We start from the raw sequence: 17,355 nt of genomic DNA, 5'->3' as shown, positions 1-17,355 counted from the left end.
CGTGACCGCCATGAGAACCTGGTTCCGTCGCGTGGTGCTGGCCAGGCCCTGGCTGGCCTTTATCGTGATGGTGCTGAGCTTCTTCGCCTTCGGCATCGGCACGCTCAATCTCTTCCACCTGCTGTCCGCCAACGGCCGCTTCCTGCTAGAGCACGGATGGGACGCCATCGTGGAGGGCGGACTGCGCCAGCTGCTGGAGCTGCTGCTCAACGGATTCCTGGCCATGATGGCCTATGTGGTGTTCAAGGCCTGCGAGCACCGCCTGAGCCACTGGCTGTCTGACGACTGAACTCATTTTCGAGACTGACCCACAATGAAGATCGCAATCCTGCCCGGCGATGGCATCGGCACCGAGATCGTCGCTGAAGCCGTCAAGGTGCTGAAGGTCCTGGACCTCCCCTTCGAGATGGAGACCGCCCCCGTGGGCGGCGCGGCCTACGAGGCCGCCGGCCATCCGCTGCCCGAGAGCACCCTGGCCCTGGCCAAGGCGGCGGACGCCGTGCTCTTCGGCGCCGTGGGCGACTGGAAGTACGACACCCTGGAGCGCCGCCTGCGCCCCGAGCAGGCCATCCTGGGCCTGCGCAAGGAACTGGGTCTCTTCGCCAACTTCCGTCCGGCCATCTGCTATCCCGAGTTGACCCACGCCTCCAGCCTCAAGCCCGAGCTGGTCGCCGGGCTGGACATCCTCATCATCCGAGAGCTGACCGGCGACATCTACTTCGGCCAGCCCCGCGGCCGCCGTACGGCCGTGGACGGCCATTTCCCCGGTGCCGAGGAAGCCTTCGACACCATGCGCTACTCGCGCCCGGAGATCGAGCGCATTGCCCACGTGGCCTTCCAGGCCGCCCGCAAGCGCCACAAGAAGGTCACCAGCGTCGATAAAGCCAATGTGCTGGAGACCTTCCAGTTCTGGAAGGACGTGGTCACCGAGGTCCATGCCCAGTACCCCGATGTCGAGCTCGAGCATATGTACGTGGACAACGCCGCGATGCAGCTCGTGAAGGCGCCCAAGAAGTTCGATGTGGTGGTAACCGGCAATATGTTCGGTGATATCCTGTCCGACGAAGCGGCCATGCTGACGGGTTCCATCGGCATGCTGCCCTCGGCCTCGCTGAATGCGGCCAACCAGGGCCTGTATGAGCCCAGCCACGGCAGCGCGCCCGACATCGCCGGCAAGGGGATTGCCAATCCCTTGGCCACCATCCTCTCCGCTGCCATGATGCTCAAGTTTTCCCTCAACCAGCCGGAAGCCGCCGCCCGTATCGAGGCTGCGGTGCAATCCGTGCTGTCGCAGGGCCTGCGCACCGCCGACATCTACTCGGAAGGCACGCGCAAGGTGAGCACCCGCGAGATGGGTGATGCCGTGGTTGCCGCTGTCACGGGGAATTCCGTGGCGGGCGCCACCATGACCAAAACCATTAAGGGCTGATCCAGCTCCGGTTCGTCTCGCCTCCACAAACCCGGCGAACGAGCCGGAGAAGGACCGGAAGGGTTTGTGGTGTGAGATGACAAAGGAAGCAAGATGACGACTCTCGTAGGTTTGGTGGGCTGGCGTGGCATGGTCGGCTCGGTGCTCATGGACCGCATGACGGCCGAGGGCGATTTCGACCTGATCGAACCGCTGTTCTTCAGCACCTCCAACGCCGGTGGCCAGGCCCCGGCCCAGGCCAGGAACGAAACCAAGCTGCAGGACGCCTTCGATGTCGAGCAGCTGAAGCGCTGCGAGATCATCATCACCGCGCAAGGCGGCGACTACACCAGCGAGGTCTTCCCCAAGCTGCGCGCCGCGGGTTGGAACGGCCACTGGATTGACGCCGCGTCCACGCTGCGCATGAAGGACGACGCCGTCATCATCCTGGATCCTGTCAACCTGCCAGTGATCAAGGATTCGCTGGCCAAGGGCGGCCGCAACTGGGTGGGTGGCAACTGCACCGTCTCCTGCATGCTGATGGGCGTGGGCGCACTCTACAAGGCCGGCCTGGTCGAGTGGATGAGCACCCAGACCTACCAGGCGGCGTCTGGCGGCGGGGCCCAGCACATGCGCGAGCTTCTCACCCAGTTCGGCACCCTGAATGCCGAAGTGCGGGAGCTGCTGGCAGATCCCAAGAGCGCCATTCTCGAGATCGACCGCAAGATTATCGCCAAGCAGCGCGGCTTGAGCGCCAGCGAGACGGCCAATTTCGGCGTGCCCCTGGGCGGCTCGCTGATCCCCTGGATCGACAAGGACCTGGGCAATGGCAGCTCCCGCGAAGAGTGGAAGGGCATGGCCGAGACCAACAAGATCCTGGGGCAGGGCGAGGGCTTCGGCTCGCCGGCCGTGCCGGTGGACGGCTTCTGCGTGCGCGTCGGTGCCATGCGCTGCCACAGCCAGGCCCTGACCTTCAAGCTGAAGAAGGACGTGCCGCTGGCTGACGTCGAGGCCATGATCGCCGCCGACAACCAATGGGTGAAGGTCGTCCCCAATACCCGGGAAGCCACCATCCAGGACCTGACGCCAGTGGCCGTCACCGGCACCCTGACCATCCCGGTCGGCCGCCTGCGCAAGATGGCCATGGGCCCCGAGTACCTGGGCGCCTTCACCATCGGTGACCAACTGCTGTGGGGTGCGGCCGAGCCGCTGCGCCGCATGCTGCGCATCCTGCTGGCTCGGTAAAATCCCTGCTTCGCCTTCACTACCCGTTGCCCACATGCGACAGCTGGTAACCGGTAGTGAACCAGACGCTTGTCAAGGGTGAAATTCAGCCTTTGCATGAGTTGTCAGGCGTATATGCTTGACACTGTTGTGATTTCTGCAGCGCTGAAGCCGTGTACGACAGCATCTCGAGGGCTGTGATCCACATAACAAACATCGTCGAAACAGGCGGACACCCTGGGGTGCCCGCTTTGTTGCTTTGGGGGACGCCTTGAACAAGTACTCTCGCGCTTTCGGGCGCTTTGCCTTGACCCGCGTTGCGGTGGCCGCCTTGTCTCTGGCCAGCTTGCAGGCCTGGGGCCTCGGGCTGGGGAGCTCAAAAGTCCAGTCTTCGCTGGGCGAGACGCTCAAGGCCGAGATCGATGTGAGCAGCATGACGGCCGACGAGGCCGGCTCGCTGAAGGTGCGCATCGCTACGCCGGACGTCTACCGCGCCAGTGGCGTCGAATTCAATGCGGTGCTGACTTCCACCCAGGTCCAGCTGCTGCGTCGCCCCGACGGCCGCCCCTATCTGCGCATCACCAGTGATCGCGCCGTGCAGGAGCCCTTCGTCGATCTGATCCTGGAGCTGAACTGGTCCACGGGCCGCCTGACGCGTGAATACACGCTGCTGTTCGATCCGCCCGCGCTGGCCCGCCCGGCGGCGCCCAGCGAGGTCACCACGGCGCCGGTCATCGCCGCCGCCCCGGCGGAGTCCAGGTCCGTGGCCAGCCAGTCTCCCCAGCGTCCGGCCACGCAGCGTCCTGCCGTGACCGCACCGGCACCTCGTGCGGAGGTCAAGCCCGCCCCAGCGCCCGCCCCGGTGAACCCGACGGCCGCCAGCGACTATGCGGTGAAGCCGGGTGACACTCTGTCCCGCATTGCCGGCAAGACGCAGGTGGATGGCATCTCGCTGGACCAGATGCTCGTGGGGCTCTACCGCGCCAACCCCGACGCCTTCGTTGACAACAACATGAACCGGCTGAAGGCCGGCGTGGTGCTGAAGGTGCCCGGCAGCGAGAAGCTGGGCGAGCTGAGCCCGGCCGAAGCCCGCCAGGTCATCCAGGCCCAGAGCGCCGACTTCAACAGCTACCGCCAGCGCCTGGCCTCGGGCGCACCGCTGATCCGCCAGGACGAGAGCGACAAGTCCGCCAAGGGTCGCGTGCAGGCCGAGGTGGCCGACAAGAAACCCGCCGCCGCGGCCGCGCCGGACAAGCTGACACTCAGCAAGCCCAGCGCCACGACTGGCACTGAGGCCAAGGCCTCCAAGGACACCGAGAAGAAGGACTCCGCTGCGCGCGTCGCCGAGCTGACCCGCAATGTGGAAGAGCTGAAGAAGCTGTCCAGTCAGACCAAGCCGACCGTCACGCCTGCGCCGACCCCGGCACCGGCCCCTGCGCCCACGTCGGCACCGGCACCGGCACCGGCAGTGACCCTGCCAGCCGCGATGCCCACGCCTGCCAGCGCGCCCAGCCCGGCTGCGTCCGCCGCCGCGCCGGCGGCCTCGGAGGCCGCTTCCGCGGCCAGCCGACCCAAGCCTGCGGCCTCGCGCCCCAAGCCTGCTCCGGCACCTGCGCCTGAGCCCAGCTTCATCGATTCACTGACCGACGGCCCCATTCTGCCCATCCTGGCTGGCGTGCTGGTGGTGGCCCTGGGTGGCCTGGGACTGATGCGCCTGCGCAACCGCCGTCCGGAATTCAAGGCCGAGACCGCCTTCACCGAAAGCCGCCTGCAGCCTGATTCCTTCTTCGGCGCCAGCGGTGGCCAGCGTATCGACACCCGTGAGTCGGGTAATTCCAGCCAGAGCTCCATGAGCTACTCGCTGAGCCAGCTCGATGCCATCGGAGACGTGGATCCGGTCGCAGAAGCTGACGTCTATCTCGCCTATGGTCGCGACCTGCAGGCCGAGGAAATCCTGAAGGAGGCCCTGCGCGCCAATCCGGAGCGCCTGGCCATCCGCCTGAAGCTGCTGGAGGTCTACGCCAAGCGCCGTGACACCAAGGCGTATGAGCAACTGGCCTCGCAGCTCTATGCCGAGACCCAGGGCCAGGGTGAAGACTGGCCCAAGGTGCAGGAACTGGGTCGCCAGATCGACCCCGAGCATCCGCTGTACCAGCCTGGTGGCATGCCAGCTGCATTGGCCGCTGGTGACGCCGAGCAGCGCCCTGAGCCTATGAACGCGACCACCTTGCCTGCGAGCGCCGGCATGTTGGGTACGCCGGCGATGGATCCGGGCCCGGCGAGCAGCCTGGATCTCGATCTGGACCTCGATCTCGGTGGCTCCAGCGCCTCCATGCAGGCCACGCAGGCGCTGCCGGTGTCCGCGGCCCAGGCGCCCCTGCGCATGGATGTGGATCTGGGTGCGCCCAAGCTGCCGGAATCGGCCCAGGCGGCGGCAGCTGATCTGCAGTTCGACCTGAACGAGCTGGGTGACTTCGATGCCGCCACCGCGGCAGCCCCGCTGCCGCCGGATGCCCAGAGCCTGGACTTCGACCTGTCGTCCATCGACCTCGACCTGCCCGCGACGGCCGCTCCGGCGCCCACTGCCACAGTCGTGGATCAGCATGGCCTTGAGGCCCCCGGCCGCAGCGCTGCTGACCAACTGGCCGATGCCATCGATGCGTTGGCTGACGACGAAGGCGATCCCCTGCAGCGCCAGCTGGAACTGGCTGAGGAATTCCGCCAGATCGGTGACGTGGAGGGTGCCCGCGACGTCCTGCAGGAATTGGTGATGAAGGCCGAGGGCAGTCTTCGCGCCAAGGCCCAGGCCATGCTGGACGAGCTGCGCTGATCGGCGGAGCCACCGTGCGCGGCGCAATGTCCGCGACAATGACAAGGCGCCCGAGCTTCGGGCGCCTTTTTTCTTGGCCGCAAGACCTGACCCCGGTGCCGGGCCTGCGGTTCCTGTTGGCGGCATGCGCGGGGCGGCTGGCCCGGCATTTCCTGTGAGGACGATTCGATGACGCAGCGTGTGGCCCTGGGGGTCAGTTATCGCGGAGACGGCTACCTGGGCTGGCAATCGCAACCCAATGGCCGCACCGTGCAGGATGCCCTGGAGAAAGCGCTGTCCCAGTTTGCCGATGCGCCCATCCGCACCATCTGCGCCGGTCGCACGGACACGGGTGTGCACGGGCTCAACCAGGTCGTGCACTTCGACACCCAGGCTGTCCGCGAGCCCTTTTCCTGGGTGCGCGGGACCAACCGCTACCTTCCGCCCGACATCGCCACCCAGTGGTGTGCCTTCCCGGGGGCCGACTTCCACGCCCGCAACCACGCCCGTGGGCGGCGCTATGCCTATTTGCTGCTGGAGTCCGCTGTGCGGCCGGCCATCGAGAGCGGGGCCTGCGGCTGGGTGTTCCGTCCGCTCGACGGGGATGCCATGCGAGCCGCCGTGCAGCACCTGCTGGGCGAGCATGACTTCTCCTCCTTCCGCTCGGTGCAATGCCAGGCCAACTCGCCCGTGAAGGTGCTGCGCGCCATCGACATCCACCGCCGCGGCGCCTACTGGCGCTTCGAGTTCGACGCCTCTGCCTTCCTGCACCACATGGTGCGCAACATCATGGGCTGCCTGATCACAGTGGGCAGTGGCCTGAAGGCGCCCGAGTGGATGGCCGAGGTGCTGGCCGCGCGCAGCCGACAGGCGGCAGCGCCCACCTTCTCGCCGGCAGGGCTGTACTTCCTCGGCCCGTACTACGATGCCCCTCTGGGCCTGCCGGAGCGCACGGCAGCCATGGATTGGCTGCCGTGAGGCCGGCGCCGCGGTCCAGCCTGGGAGATCAGCCATGACCCGAACACGCATCAAGATCTGCGGCCTGACCCGCGAACAGGACCTGGACTTCGCCGTCCAGGCTGGGGCAGATGCCATCGGTTTTGTCTTCTACGAGAAGAGCCCCCGCCACGTGAGCCCGCTGCGTGCGGCCGAGCTTGCCCGGCGCCTGCCGCCTTTCGTCACACCCGTGGGCCTCTTCGTCAACGCCAGTGACGAGTTGCTGGCCGAGGCCATGGCGGCGCTGCCGAACATGCTGCTGCAGTTCCATGGCGATGAGACACCGCAGCAGTGCGAGCGCCTGGCACGCCCCTATTTCCGCGCGGCTCGCATGAGCCCCGGTTTTGATTTGCTAGACTTCGCCCAACAGTTCTCTAGCGCCCAGGCCATACTCGTTGACGCCCACGTCGATGGCTATGGTGGTGGTGGAAAGGTCTTCGATTGGTCACTGCTTCCTCGAAACGTGCCCTCTCCAGTCGTTTTGTCTGGTGGGTTGCATGCCGGAAATGTGATCGAAGGGATTCTTCGCGCCCGGCCCTGGGCCGTTGACGTCAGCTCCGGGGTGGAGGAGGCCAAGGGCCTCAAGAACCCGCTGCTGATGCGTCAGTTCTGCGAGGCTGTCCGTGAAGCGGACGCCCGCCTTGAAGATGCTGGCTGAGTCCGCCCGGGATGGGTGGCTCGGCCCCTGAAGAGAGAACCATCATGTCAAAGTACAACATGCCGGATGCCCGCGGGCATTTCGGGCCCGTGAACGGTCAGGTCTACGGCGGCCGCTTCGTCGCCGAGACCCTGGTCCATGCCCTGGATGAGCTCAACGAGGCCTACGCCCGCTACAGCCAGGACCCGGACTTCATCGCCGAGTTCAAGAAGGAGCTGGCCCATTTCGTGGGGCGTCCAAGCCCCATCTACCACGCCGACCGCCTCAGCCGTGAGCTGGGCGGTGCCCAGATCTACCTGAAGCGCGAGGACCTCAACCACACCGGCGCCCACAAGGTGAACAACACCATCGGCCAGGCGCTGCTGGCGCGGCGCATGGGCAAGAAGCGCATCATTGCCGAGACCGGTGCAGGCCAGCATGGCGTGGCCACGGCCACCATCTGTGCCCGCTACGGCATGGAATGCGTGGTCTACATGGGCAGCGAGGACGTCAAACGGCAGTCGCCCAATGTCTACCGCATGAAACTGCTGGGCGCCACCGTGGTGCCGGTGGACTCTGGCTCCAAGACCCTCAAGGACGCCCTCAACGAGGCCATGCGTGACTGGGTCACCAACGTCGAATCGACCTTCTACATCATCGGCACCGTGGCCGGCCCGCACCCCTATCCCATGATGGTTCGCGACTTCCAGCGCATCATCGGTGACGAGTGCCTGGAGCAGATGCCCCCCATGATCGGCCGCCAGCCGGATGCCGTCGTGGCCTGCGTGGGCGGGGGCTCGAATGCCATCGGCATCTTCTATCCCTACATCCCGCATGAGCAGGTGCGCCTGATCGGCGTCGAGGCGGCAGGCGAAGGCCTGGATGGGCGCAAGCACGCCGCCACGCTGAGCCTGGGCAGCCCCGGCGTGCTGCACGGCAACCGCACCTACCTGCTGCAGGACGAGAACGGCCAGATCATCGAGACGCACTCCGTCTCCGCCGGCCTGGACTATCCCGGTGTGGGCCCCGAGCATGCCTACCTGAAGGACATCGGCCGCGCCGAATACGTGGGCATCACCGACCAGGAAGCCCTGGACGCCTTCCATCGCCTGTGCCGCACCGAGGGCATCATTCCTGCGCTGGAATCCAGCCATGCTGTGGCCCACGCCATGAAGCTGGCGCCGACCCTGCGACCGGACCAGCACATCCTCGTCAACCTTTCCGGCCGGGGTGACAAGGACATCGGCACCGTGGCCGATCTGTCCAAGGCAGACTTCTACTGTCGCCCCTCCTGCCGCGGCCAATCGGTGAAGGGTGCTGACGCCGTGCTTGTCAACCTGCCCGCGAAGGGAGGTGCGCAATGAGCCGCATCCAAGCCACCTTCGCCCGACTGGCCGAGCAGGGCCGCAAGGCACTCATTCCCTATGTGACGGCTGGCGATCCCTACCCGGACTGCACGGTCGAGCTGATGCTGGCCATGGCCCGCGCCGGTGCCGACGTCATCGAGCTGGGCGTGCCATTCTCCGACCCCATGGCAGATGGCCCCGTGATCCAGAAGGCGGCCGAACGCGCGTTGGCGCACGGTATCGGCCTGAAGCAGGTGCTGGCCTATGTGCGGGCCTTTCGAGAGCAGGATGCCCAGACGCCCGTGGTCCTGATGGGCTATGCCAACCCGGTGGAGCGCTACGGCCAAGCGGCTTTCGTGACCGATGCCAAGGCGGCCGGCGTGGATGGTGTGCTGATCGTCGACTACCCGCCCGAGGAATGCGAGGCCTTCGCCGGGCTGATGAAGGCCGCCGGGCTGGATCCCATCTTCCTGCTGGCGCCCACGTCCACGGATGCGCGCATGGCCAGCGTCGGCAAGGTGGCCAGTGGCTATGTCTACTACGTCTCGCTGAAAGGCGTGACCGGGGCAGGGCACCTGGACACGGAGGCCGTGGCTCGCATGGTGCCGCGCATCCGGGCGCAGGTCTCGGTGCCGGTAGGGGTGGGATTCGGCATCCGCGATGCCGCCAGCGCCCAGGCCGTGGCGCGGGTTTCCGATGCCGTGGTGATCGGTTCCCGCCTGGTTCAGCTGCTGGAGGTCGAAGCACGCGATAATGTGCCCTCCACGGGGGCGGCCTTCATCCGCGAGATCCGCGAGGCGCTGGACGCCTTGCCTCGCAGCTGAAACCGCTGAAGCCCCTGTTGCACCCGGTGCCCCACGACCCAAAAGGCCGCGCGGTGCCCGACAACGAGACCTGAGACGAAGGAGTCTGCCCATGAGTTGGCTTGAAAAACTTCTGCCGCCCAAGATGCAGCAAAGCGAGGCCGCCGAGCGTCGCACCGTGCCTGAAGGGCTGTGGATCAAGTGCCCCTCCTGCGAGACGGTGCTCTACAAGACCGATCTTGAGCAGAACATCAACGTCTGCCCCAAGTGCAGCCATCACCACCGCATCGGCGCCCGCGCACGCCTGAATGCCTTCCTGGACGGGGAAGGGCGCTACGAGATTGGCCAGGAGGTCATCCCGGTCGATGCCCTGAAGTTCAAGGACAGCAAGAAGTATCCGGATCGCCTCAAGGAAGCGTTGGAGACCACCGGCGAGACCGATGCCCTGGTGGTGATCGGCGGGGCCGTGATGAGCGTGCCTGTGGTGGCTGCCTGCTTCGAGTTCGACTTCATGGGCGGCTCCATGGGCTCCGTGGTCGGCGAGCGCTTCGCCCGCGGCGTGGAGACGGCGCTGGAACAGAAGACGCCCTTCATCTGCTTCACTGCCACCGGCGGCGCCCGCATGCAGGAAGGCCTGCTGTCCCTGATGCAGATGGCCAAGACCAATGCGGCGCTGACCCGCTTGGCCAAGGCCAAGCTCCCCTACATCAGCGTGCTGACCGACCCGACCATGGGCGGCGTCTCGGCTTCCTTTGCCTTCGTGGGTGACATCGTCATCGCCGAGCCCAAGGCCCTGATCGGCTTTGCCGGCCCGCGCGTGATCGAAAACACCGTGCGCGAAAAGCTGCCGGCGGGCTTCCAGCGTGCCGAGTTCCTGATGGAAAAGGGTGCCGTGGACATGATCGTGGACCGCCGCCAGCTGCGCGAGACCATCGCCCGCCAACTGGCCATGTTGCAGCGCCAGAGCTCTGACGCCGTCGCCTGATCCGGCAGCGTCGCCTACTTGCGGCCAGGCCCCCAGCCTGGCCGTTTTGCATTCCGGACCCTCCCGCCCATGACTACCGCCCCGACTGCTCCCCAGAGCCCGCCAGCAAGTGCCGCCCAACAGCGCCTGGACGACTGGCTGGCCCACTGCGAGCGCTTGCACCCCAAGGAAATCGACATGACCCTGGCACGGGTCAATGCGCTGCGGGATCGCCTGGGCCTGCGCTTCCAGGTCCCGGTCGTGATGGTGGCGGGCACCAATGGCAAGGGCTCGACCTGCGCGATGCTGGAGTCCATCGCCCTGCAGGCGGGCTATCGCGTGGGCCTGTACATCAAGCCGCACCTGGTGCATTTCCAGGAGCGCTGCCGGGTGGCTGGGGCGCCGGTGGAGGCCGACAGCCTGCTGCCGCACTTCGAGGCCGTGGAGGCGGCGCGGGGCGAGGTGGCCCTGACCTACTTCGAATTCACGACCCTGGCCATCCTGAGCCGCCTGGCCGCGGAGCCGCTGGACCTGGTCATTCTGGAAGTGGGCTTGGGCGGGCGCCTGGATGCCGTCAACACCATCGACGCCGATTGCGCGGTGATCACCAGCATTGACCTTGATCATGTGGAATATCTGGGCCCGGACCGCGAGTCCGTCGGTCGGGAGAAGGCTCACATCATGCGACCGGGCAAGCCGGTGGTGGTCAGTGATCCCATGCCGCCGGCCAGTCTGGCCGCGCATGCAGCGGCTGTTGGCGCGGACTTGCGCCAACTGGGCAAGGACTTCAGCTATGGCGGCGATCGCCAGCAATGGCAGTGGGCGGGGCGTCAGCGCAAGTACAGTGGCCTGGCCTTTCCGGCGCTGCGCGGCGTGAACCAGTTGCTGAACGCCTCGGGCGTGCTGGCCGTTTTCGAGGCCTTGTATGAACAGCTGCCCATCAGCGCCCAGGCCGTGCGCACCGGACTGGCGCTTGTGGAGTTGCCCGGCCGATTCCAGGTGCTGCCGGGCCAGCCGGCCCTGGTGCTGGACGTGGCCCACAATCCCCATGCCATCGCAGCTCTGGCCCAGAACCTGGACCAGATGGGCTTCTTCCCGCGCACCCATGCTGTCTTCGGCGCCATGGCGGACAAGGACCTCGCCGAGATCCTTGCCCGCATCGCACCCCTGATCGACCGCTGGCACTTCTGCGACCTGCCGCTGCCCCGGGCCGCGACGGCGGCCGCGCTGGCCGAGCGTTTTGCCGCACTGCAGTCGCAAGGCGGGCTGAAACCGCCCAGGGACGTGCAAGTTGCCCAGCACTCGGACCCGCAATCCGCCCTCGCCGCTGCCGCTGCCGAGGCGGACCCCGCTGATAGAATTGTGGTCTTCGGTTCCTTCTACACCGTGGGCGGTGTGCTGAAGGACGGTGTGCCCAGGCTGATGGCCGGTGCAGCGGCTGCCAAGCCCTGAGCCTGCTCCCGCCCGCCGCCGGGCCGGCCGAGCCTCAACGCCTGTCTCACGCGGCCCTGGCGCCGTCCATCTCCGGCTCTCCAAGGTGCCGCATCACACATGGGTTTGCTGTCATTCTTCAAGCGTGCCGAGGACAACAAGACGGCAGCCAAGCCGGTGGCTGAGGGGCTAGATGCCGTGCAGCAACTGCGCCTGCGGGCCCGGCGCCGCTTGATTGGCGCAGCGGTACTGGTGGCGGCGGGCGTGATCGCCTTCCCATTGGTCTTCGAGACACAGCCTCGTCCGGTGCCAGTAGACCTGCCCATCGAGATCCCCAAGAAAGACAGCCTGCCGCCCCTGAATGTGCCGGCGGCCACGGCGTCGGCCACCAGCGCCGAGCGTCATGCCGCGGCGCCCGCGGACCAGGGCTCCGGCATCGTGAATGAAGGGCCGCCGCCGGTGGCCGAACCGGCCAAGCCTGTTGAGGTGCCCCGAACAGCGTCTCATCCGGAGCCTCGCAAGGAAGCCTCCAGCAAGCCTGAACCCAAGGCCGAGGCCAAGCTCGAGTCGCGCAAGGTCGCGGACAAGGCGCCGGAAAAGCCTCTGGACAAGGCCCAGGACAAACCTCATGCCCGCCCGCAGCCCGAGCGCGATGCCGACGCCGCGCGCGCCCAGGCCCTCCTGGAAGGACGCGAACCGCCCAAGCCGGCGGACAGGAAGGCCGATGCGCTTGCCGGCGCGCGCTTCATCGTGCAGGTGGGCGCCTTTGCCGAGGCCAAGGCGGCGCAGGACGTGCGGGGCAAGGTTGAGAAGCTGGGACTGAAGACCTACACGCAGGCCATCGAAACGCCTGATGGCAAGCGCATCCGCGTGCGCGTGGGGCCCTTTGCCAGTCGTGAAGAGGCTGATCGCGCCGCCGCCAAGCTGCGGGGCGGCGGCCTGTCCGGCACGGTGCTGACGCTCTGATCCGATGGGTTGGGTCGATCTGTCTCTGCTGATCGTGCTGGGCCTGTCCGTCGCGGTCGGGCTGTGGCGGGGCCTCGTGTATGAGGTGCTTGCGCTCGCCGGCTGGTTGGTCGCCTACCTGCTGTCACCGTGGCTGGCGCCTGTGGTGCAGGGCATGCTGCCCGAGGGCCGCCTGGGCCCGGCGCTGAGCCATGCGGCTGGCCTGGTGCTCGCCTTCATCGCCATCCTGGTGGTCTGGAGCCTGGTGGCCAAGCTGGTCAGGGCATTGGTCCAGGCCTCGCCCTTGTCCTGGCTAGACCGCCTGGGGGGCGGAGGCTTCGGGGCCTTGCGGGGGCTGTTCGTCGGTCTGCTGGTGGCCTTGTTGGTGGGCATGACGCCCCTGGCGCAATCCGAACCCTGGCAAGGCTCCGCGCTGGCACCCTGGCTGCAGTCGGGGCTGCGGGTGCTGCACCCCCTGCTGCCGGAGTCGGTCAACAAATTCATCCCGGCCTGAGCGCCACAAGCGCACGGGCCCTGTGTATCGTAGCGAGTGCTTCCAGCCCAGGAAGCCGACAAGTCGAGGAAGAGAACATGTGTGGCATCGTTGGTGTGATATCCCAGACGCCGGTCAACCAGCTGATCTATGACGCGCTGCTGCTGCTCCAGCATCGCGGCCAGGATGCTGCAGGCATCGTCACCATGCAGGGCAACAAGTGCTTCATGCATAAGGCTCGCGGCATGGTGCGGGATGTCTTCCGCACCCGCAATATGCGAGCGCTGCCGGGCAATGTGGGCCTGGGCCAGGTCCGCTATCCGACGGCGGGCAATGCCTACAACGAGGAAGAGGCCCAGCCCTTCTACGTCAATGCGCCGTTCGGCATCGTGCTGGTGCACAACGGCAACCTGACCAACGCCCATGCATTGAAGCAGGAACTCTTCGCCGTCGATCGCCGTCACATCAACACCGAGAGCGACTCCGAGGTGCTGCTCAACGTGCTGGCCCACGAGCTGGAGCAGGTCGCCCGCGAACTGCCGCTGACGCCCCAGGCCGTGTTCAAAGCCGTGCGCGCCGTGCACAAGCGCATCAAGGGTTCCTATGGCGTGATCGCGCTGATCGCGGGCCACGGCCTGCTGGCCTTTCGCGACCCCTTTGGCATCCGTCCCCTGTGCTTTGGCCACGGCGCCAACGGTGACGTGATGGTGGCTAGCGAGAGCGTGGCGTTGGAAGGCACGGGCGTCAAGCTGGACCGCGACGTGGCGCCTGGCGAGGCCATCTTCATTGACACGCAGGGCCAGGTCCACACCGAGCAGTGCGCCGAGAGTCCCTCGCTGAATCCCTGCATGTTCGAGTTCGTCTACCTGGCGCGCCCGGACTCCGTGATGGACGGCATCTCCGTCTACCAGGCCCGCCTGAACATGGGCGAGACCCTGGCTCAGCGGCTGATCTCGACCATGCCGCCCAGCGAGATCGACGTCGTCATCCCCATCCCCGAGTCCAGCCGCCCCTCCGCCATGCAACTGGCGCACAAGATCGGCAAGCCCTACCGCGAGGGCTTCGTGAAGAACCGCTACGTGGGCCGGACCTTCATCATGCCGGGGCAGGGCGCGCGCAAGAAGTCGGTGCGCCAGAAGCTCAATGCCATCGGCCTGGAGTTCAAGGGCCGCAATGTGCTGCTGGTGGACGATTCCATCGTGCGCGGCACCACGTCCAAGGAGATCGTGCAGATGGCCCGCGAGGCCGGTGCCAACAAGGTCTACCTGGCCTCGGCCGCACCGCCGGTGCGCTTCCCCAATGTCTACGGCATCGACATGCCGACCAAGGAAGAGCTGATCGCCCACGGCCGCAGCATCGAGGAAGTGCGCCAGTACATCGGGGCCGACGCCCTGATCTACCAGGACGTGGACGCCATGAAGCGCGTCGTGGCCGCGCTGAAGCCGGGTCTCAAGGGCTTTGAGGCGTCCTGCTTCGACGGCAACTACATCACCGGCGATGTATCAGCCGAGGACTTCGCCACCATCCAGGCTCAACGCAAGAGCCAGGGCGACGAGGAAGACGGCCCGGCACGCACCCGCCTGGCCCTGCAGAGCGGGGGCGATGCTCAATGAGCCAGAACGAGGAAGCGCGCCGCCTGGCGCGTGCTCAACTGCCCGGGGGCCTGCGTCCCGAGACCCTGGCCGTGCGCACGGCCCTCGCGCCCAGCCAGCATGGCGAGAATTCGGAGGCCCTGTTCCTGACCAGCGCCTACGTGCAGCCGGATGCCGCGACCTCCGCCCAGCGCTTCTCGCAGTCGGAGGACTTCACCTATTCGCGCACCAGCAATCCCACCGTGCGCAGCCTGGAGGCCCGCCTGGCCGCCATGGAAGGCACGGAGGCCGCCATCGCCACGTCCAGCGGCATGAGCGCCATCCTGCTGCTGTGCATGGGCCTGCTGAAGGCGGGTGACCACGTCATCTGCTCGCGCTCGGTGTTCGGCTCCACCATCAATCTTTTTGCCAAGGAGTTCGGCAAGTTCGGCGTTGAGACCAGCTTTGTCTCGCAGACCGACCTGCAGGAATGGAAGGATGCGCTGCGCCCTTCCACGCGGCTGCTCTTCGCCGAGACGCCCACGAACCCGCTGACCGAGGTCTGCGACATCCAGGCCCTGGCCGACATCGCCCATGCCGTGGGGGCCTTGCTGGTGGTGGACAACACCTACTCCTCCCCCGTGCTGCAGCAGCCCGCCAAGATGGGGGCCGACGTGATCATGCATTCGGCCACCAAATACATGGACGGGCAGGGTCGCGTGATGGCCGGAGCCCTGTGCGGCCCGAGCAAGCTGATCAAGGACGTCTTCGGCCCCGTGGTGCGCACAGCCGGCATGGTGCTGTCGCCCTTCAATGCCTGGGTTGTGCTCAAGGGCCTGGAGACGCTGAGCCTGCGCATGAAGGCCCAAAGCGAACAGGCCCTGGCCGTGGCGCACTGGCTAGAGACCCGACCTGAAGTGGCACGTGTCTACTATCCCTCGCTGCCCTCGCATCCGCAGCATGAACTGGCTATGCGCCAGCAATCGGGGCAGGGCGGGGCGGTGCTGTCCTTCGAGCTGAAGGGCGACACGCCCGAGGCCGCGCGGGCCGCGGCCTTCCATGTGATCGACAGCACGCGCGTGCTGAGCATCGCCACCAATCTGGGTGATACCAAGTCCATCATCACCCACCCGGCAACTACCTCGCACGGCCGGCTGAGCGAAGCACAGCGCCAGGCAGCCGGCATCGGCCAAGGGCTGATTCGCCTGTCGGTCGGGCTGGAGCATCTCGACGACATCACCGACGACCTGCTGCGCGGACTTTCCACCTTGAATCACTGATGAGCACCACTGCACTCACTCCCGTGCGCACCCGCATTGCGCCGTCCCCCACTGGATTCCTGCACCTGGGCACCGCCCGTACGGCGCTGTTCTCATGGGCCTTTGCCCGCCACCACGGCGGTGAATTCGTGCTGCGCATCGAAGACACCGACGTCGCGCGCTCCACCCAGGACTCGGTCGATCAGATCCTGGCCTCCATGCACTGGCTGGGCCTGGCATACGACGAGGGCCCCGTCTATCAGATGCAGCGCCTGGACCGCTACCGGGCCGTCGTCGATCAGTTGATCGCCGAGGGCAAGGCTTATCGCTGCTACACCACGCCCGAACAGCTGGAGGCCATGAAGGCCGCCCAGGAAGCGCGAGGGGAGAAGCGCCGTTATGACGGCACCTGGCGTCCGGCCCCTGGCAAGACCTTGCCCGCTATCCCCGAGGGCGTGCAGCCGGTGATCCGCTTTGCCAACCCAGTGGACGGCAACGTCACGTGGGACGATCTCGTCAAGGGCCCGATCACCATCGGCAACAAGGAGATCGACGATCTCATCATCATGCGCGCCGACGGCGTGCCCACCTACAACTTCGCCGTGGTGGTGGATGACTGGGACATGCGTATCAGCCATGTCTTCCGAGGTGACGAGCACGTCAACAACACGCCCTGGCAGATCAACATCTTCCAGGCCCTGGGAGCGCCGTTGCCCAAGTTCGGCCACGTGCCGGTGATCCTGGGTGATGACGGGCAGAAGCTGTCCAAGCGCCGCGGCGCCGTCAGCGTCACCGCGTACGAGGAAAACGGCTATCTGCCCGAGGCCATGCTCAACTACCTGGCCCGACTGGGCTGGAGCCACGGTGACGACGAACTGTTCAGCAGCGAGCAGTTGGTGGCCTGGTTTGATGGCAGCCATCTGTCAAAGAGCCCGGCTCAATGGGATGCCGCCAAGCTGGAGTGGGTGAACGGCCAGTACATCAAGCAGGCCGATGACGCCCGCCTGGCTGCGCTGGTTGCTCAGCAGATGGGTAAGCGGGGTCAGGTCGTGCCTGATGCCGCCCGCCTGGCTCGGATGTGTGCCTTGTTCAAGGATCGCTGCAGCACCACGGTCGCCCTGGCGGACTGGCTGTCCATGTATGGTGCCGAGGTCCGGGCCAGTGACGATGAGCGGGCCCAGCACCTGACCGATGCCGTCCGGCCGGCGCTGCAGGCCCTGGCTGACAAGTTCGGCGAACTGGAATGGACCAAGGCAGCCATCCAGGGTGCCATCAAGGAAGTGATCGCCGCCCATGGCCTGAAGATGCCCCAACTGGCCATCCCGGTGCGAGTGCTCGTGTGCGGTCGCGCGCAAACCCCCTCGGTCGATGCGGTGCTGGAGCTCTTCGACAAAGAAATTGTTGTGAAACGCTTGCGCTCCTTCTGAAAAGCGTTCTATAATCTTTTTCTCGCTTGAACGGCGCAACAA

Annotated in this window: 15 protein-coding genes; all 15 read left to right on the top strand. The window is 66.4% G+C overall.

Annotated elements, in window-relative coordinates:
- The first annotated feature begins 10 nt into the window (after window positions 1-10).
- The 15 genes from H5407_RS10585 to gltX all read left to right on the top strand — a co-directional run bounded on the left by H5407_RS10585 (window position 11) and on the right by gltX (window position 17,313).
- Window positions 11-289 (top strand): hypothetical protein, encoded by a 279-nt coding sequence (locus H5407_RS10585; protein WP_183104405.1) that lies wholly within the window; start codon window positions 11-13, stop codon window positions 287-289.
- Between the two features lie 24 nt (window positions 290-313).
- On the top strand, window positions 314-1,429 hold the full coding sequence (gene leuB, locus H5407_RS10580; RefSeq protein ID WP_183104404.1) for a 3-isopropylmalate dehydrogenase: 1,116 nt from the start codon (window positions 314-316) through the stop codon (window positions 1,427-1,429).
- A gap of 93 nt (window positions 1,430-1,522) precedes the next feature.
- The gene (gene asd / locus H5407_RS10575) at window positions 1,523-2,653 is read left to right on the top strand and encodes an aspartate-semialdehyde dehydrogenase (RefSeq protein WP_183104403.1); all 1,131 of its coding nucleotides are present in this window, start codon (window positions 1,523-1,525) and stop codon (window positions 2,651-2,653) included.
- Window positions 2,654-2,903: 250 nt separating this feature from the next.
- Window positions 2,904-5,462, top strand: coding sequence for a FimV/HubP family polar landmark protein (locus tag H5407_RS10570; RefSeq protein ID WP_255501181.1), 2,559 nt, complete (start codon window positions 2,904-2,906; stop codon window positions 5,460-5,462).
- 168 nt (window positions 5,463-5,630) lie between these two features.
- Window positions 5,631-6,419 carry a tRNA pseudouridine(38-40) synthase TruA gene (truA, locus tag H5407_RS10565; protein WP_183104402.1) on the top strand — a complete coding sequence of 263 codons (789 nt, stop codon included), beginning with the start codon at window positions 5,631-5,633 and terminating at the stop codon, window positions 6,417-6,419.
- Window positions 6,420-6,453: 34 nt separating this feature from the next.
- Entirely contained in the window at window positions 6,454-7,095 is a 642-nt protein-coding gene (locus H5407_RS10560) for a phosphoribosylanthranilate isomerase (protein WP_183104401.1), read from the top strand.
- 44 nt (window positions 7,096-7,139) lie between these two features.
- Window positions 7,140-8,438: a tryptophan synthase subunit beta gene (gene trpB / locus H5407_RS10555; RefSeq protein ID WP_183104400.1), complete on the top strand. Its 1,299-nt coding sequence runs from the start codon at window positions 7,140-7,142 to the stop codon at window positions 8,436-8,438.
- Window positions 8,435-9,244 (top strand): tryptophan synthase subunit alpha, encoded by an 810-nt coding sequence (gene trpA, locus H5407_RS10550; RefSeq protein WP_183104399.1) that lies wholly within the window; start codon window positions 8,435-8,437, stop codon window positions 9,242-9,244. Before trpB ends, trpA begins: the two co-directional genes overlap by 4 nt.
- Window positions 9,245-9,335: 91 nt before the next feature.
- Window positions 9,336-10,208, top strand: a complete 873-nt coding sequence (gene accD / locus H5407_RS10545; protein ID WP_183104398.1) for an acetyl-CoA carboxylase, carboxyltransferase subunit beta — start codon at window positions 9,336-9,338, stop codon at window positions 10,206-10,208.
- Between the two features lie 69 nt (window positions 10,209-10,277).
- Window positions 10,278-11,639, top strand: coding sequence for a bifunctional tetrahydrofolate synthase/dihydrofolate synthase (gene folC / locus H5407_RS10540; RefSeq protein ID WP_183104397.1), 1,362 nt, complete (start codon window positions 10,278-10,280; stop codon window positions 11,637-11,639).
- Window positions 11,640-11,738: 99 nt separating this feature from the next.
- The gene (locus H5407_RS10535; RefSeq protein WP_183104396.1) at window positions 11,739-12,584 is read left to right on the top strand and encodes an SPOR domain-containing protein; all 846 of its coding nucleotides are present in this window, start codon (window positions 11,739-11,741) and stop codon (window positions 12,582-12,584) included.
- Window positions 12,585-12,588: 4 nt separating this feature from the next.
- Window positions 12,589-13,077 (top strand): CvpA family protein, encoded by a 489-nt coding sequence (locus H5407_RS10530; RefSeq protein WP_183104395.1) that lies wholly within the window; start codon window positions 12,589-12,591, stop codon window positions 13,075-13,077.
- Between the two features lie 77 nt (window positions 13,078-13,154).
- Entirely contained in the window at window positions 13,155-14,669 is a 1,515-nt protein-coding gene (gene purF / locus H5407_RS10525) for an amidophosphoribosyltransferase (RefSeq protein WP_183104394.1), read from the top strand.
- Window positions 14,666-15,907 (top strand): O-succinylhomoserine sulfhydrylase, encoded by a 1,242-nt coding sequence (locus H5407_RS10520; protein WP_183104393.1) that lies wholly within the window; start codon window positions 14,666-14,668, stop codon window positions 15,905-15,907. The genes purF and H5407_RS10520 overlap by 4 nt, the downstream gene beginning before the upstream one ends.
- Window positions 15,907-17,313: a glutamate--tRNA ligase gene (gene gltX, locus H5407_RS10515; RefSeq protein WP_183104392.1), complete on the top strand. Its 1,407-nt coding sequence runs from the start codon at window positions 15,907-15,909 to the stop codon at window positions 17,311-17,313. Before H5407_RS10520 ends, gltX begins: the two co-directional genes overlap by 1 nt.
- Window positions 17,314-17,355: the final 42 nt, after the last annotated feature.

Source organism: Mitsuaria sp. WAJ17, assembly GCF_014174515.1.
Taxonomy (GTDB): domain Bacteria; phylum Pseudomonadota; class Gammaproteobacteria; order Burkholderiales; family Burkholderiaceae_C; genus Roseateles_B.
Note: the sequence above shows the minus strand (reverse complement) of the source record. Positions and strands in the feature narration are given on the sequence as shown.

Bases quoted from the DNA above. Each gene is read 5' to 3' on its own strand.
- H5407_RS10585 (WP_183104405.1), top strand. From the start codon at position 11: ATGAGAACCTGGTTCCGTCGCGTGGTGCTGGCCAGGCCCTGGCTGGCC.
- leuB (WP_183104404.1), top strand. From the start codon at position 314: ATGAAGATCGCAATCCTGCCCGGCGATGGCATCGGCACCGAGATCGTC.
- asd (WP_183104403.1), top strand. From the start codon at position 1,523: ATGACGACTCTCGTAGGTTTGGTGGGCTGGCGTGGCATGGTCGGCTCG.
- truA (WP_183104402.1), top strand. From the start codon at position 5,631: ATGACGCAGCGTGTGGCCCTGGGGGTCAGTTATCGCGGAGACGGCTAC.
- H5407_RS10560 (WP_183104401.1), top strand. From the start codon at position 6,454: ATGACCCGAACACGCATCAAGATCTGCGGCCTGACCCGCGAACAGGAC.
- trpB (WP_183104400.1), top strand. From the start codon at position 7,140: ATGTCAAAGTACAACATGCCGGATGCCCGCGGGCATTTCGGGCCCGTG.
- trpA (WP_183104399.1), top strand. From the start codon at position 8,435: ATGAGCCGCATCCAAGCCACCTTCGCCCGACTGGCCGAGCAGGGCCGC.
- accD (WP_183104398.1), top strand. From the start codon at position 9,336: ATGAGTTGGCTTGAAAAACTTCTGCCGCCCAAGATGCAGCAAAGCGAG.
- folC (WP_183104397.1), top strand. From the start codon at position 10,278: ATGACTACCGCCCCGACTGCTCCCCAGAGCCCGCCAGCAAGTGCCGCC.
- H5407_RS10535 (WP_183104396.1), top strand. From the start codon at position 11,739: ATGGGTTTGCTGTCATTCTTCAAGCGTGCCGAGGACAACAAGACGGCA.
- H5407_RS10530 (WP_183104395.1), top strand. From the start codon at position 12,589: ATGGGTTGGGTCGATCTGTCTCTGCTGATCGTGCTGGGCCTGTCCGTC.
- purF (WP_183104394.1), top strand. From the start codon at position 13,155: ATGTGTGGCATCGTTGGTGTGATATCCCAGACGCCGGTCAACCAGCTG.
- H5407_RS10520 (WP_183104393.1), top strand. From the start codon at position 14,666: ATGAGCCAGAACGAGGAAGCGCGCCGCCTGGCGCGTGCTCAACTGCCC.
- gltX (WP_183104392.1), top strand. From the start codon at position 15,907: ATGAGCACCACTGCACTCACTCCCGTGCGCACCCGCATTGCGCCGTCC.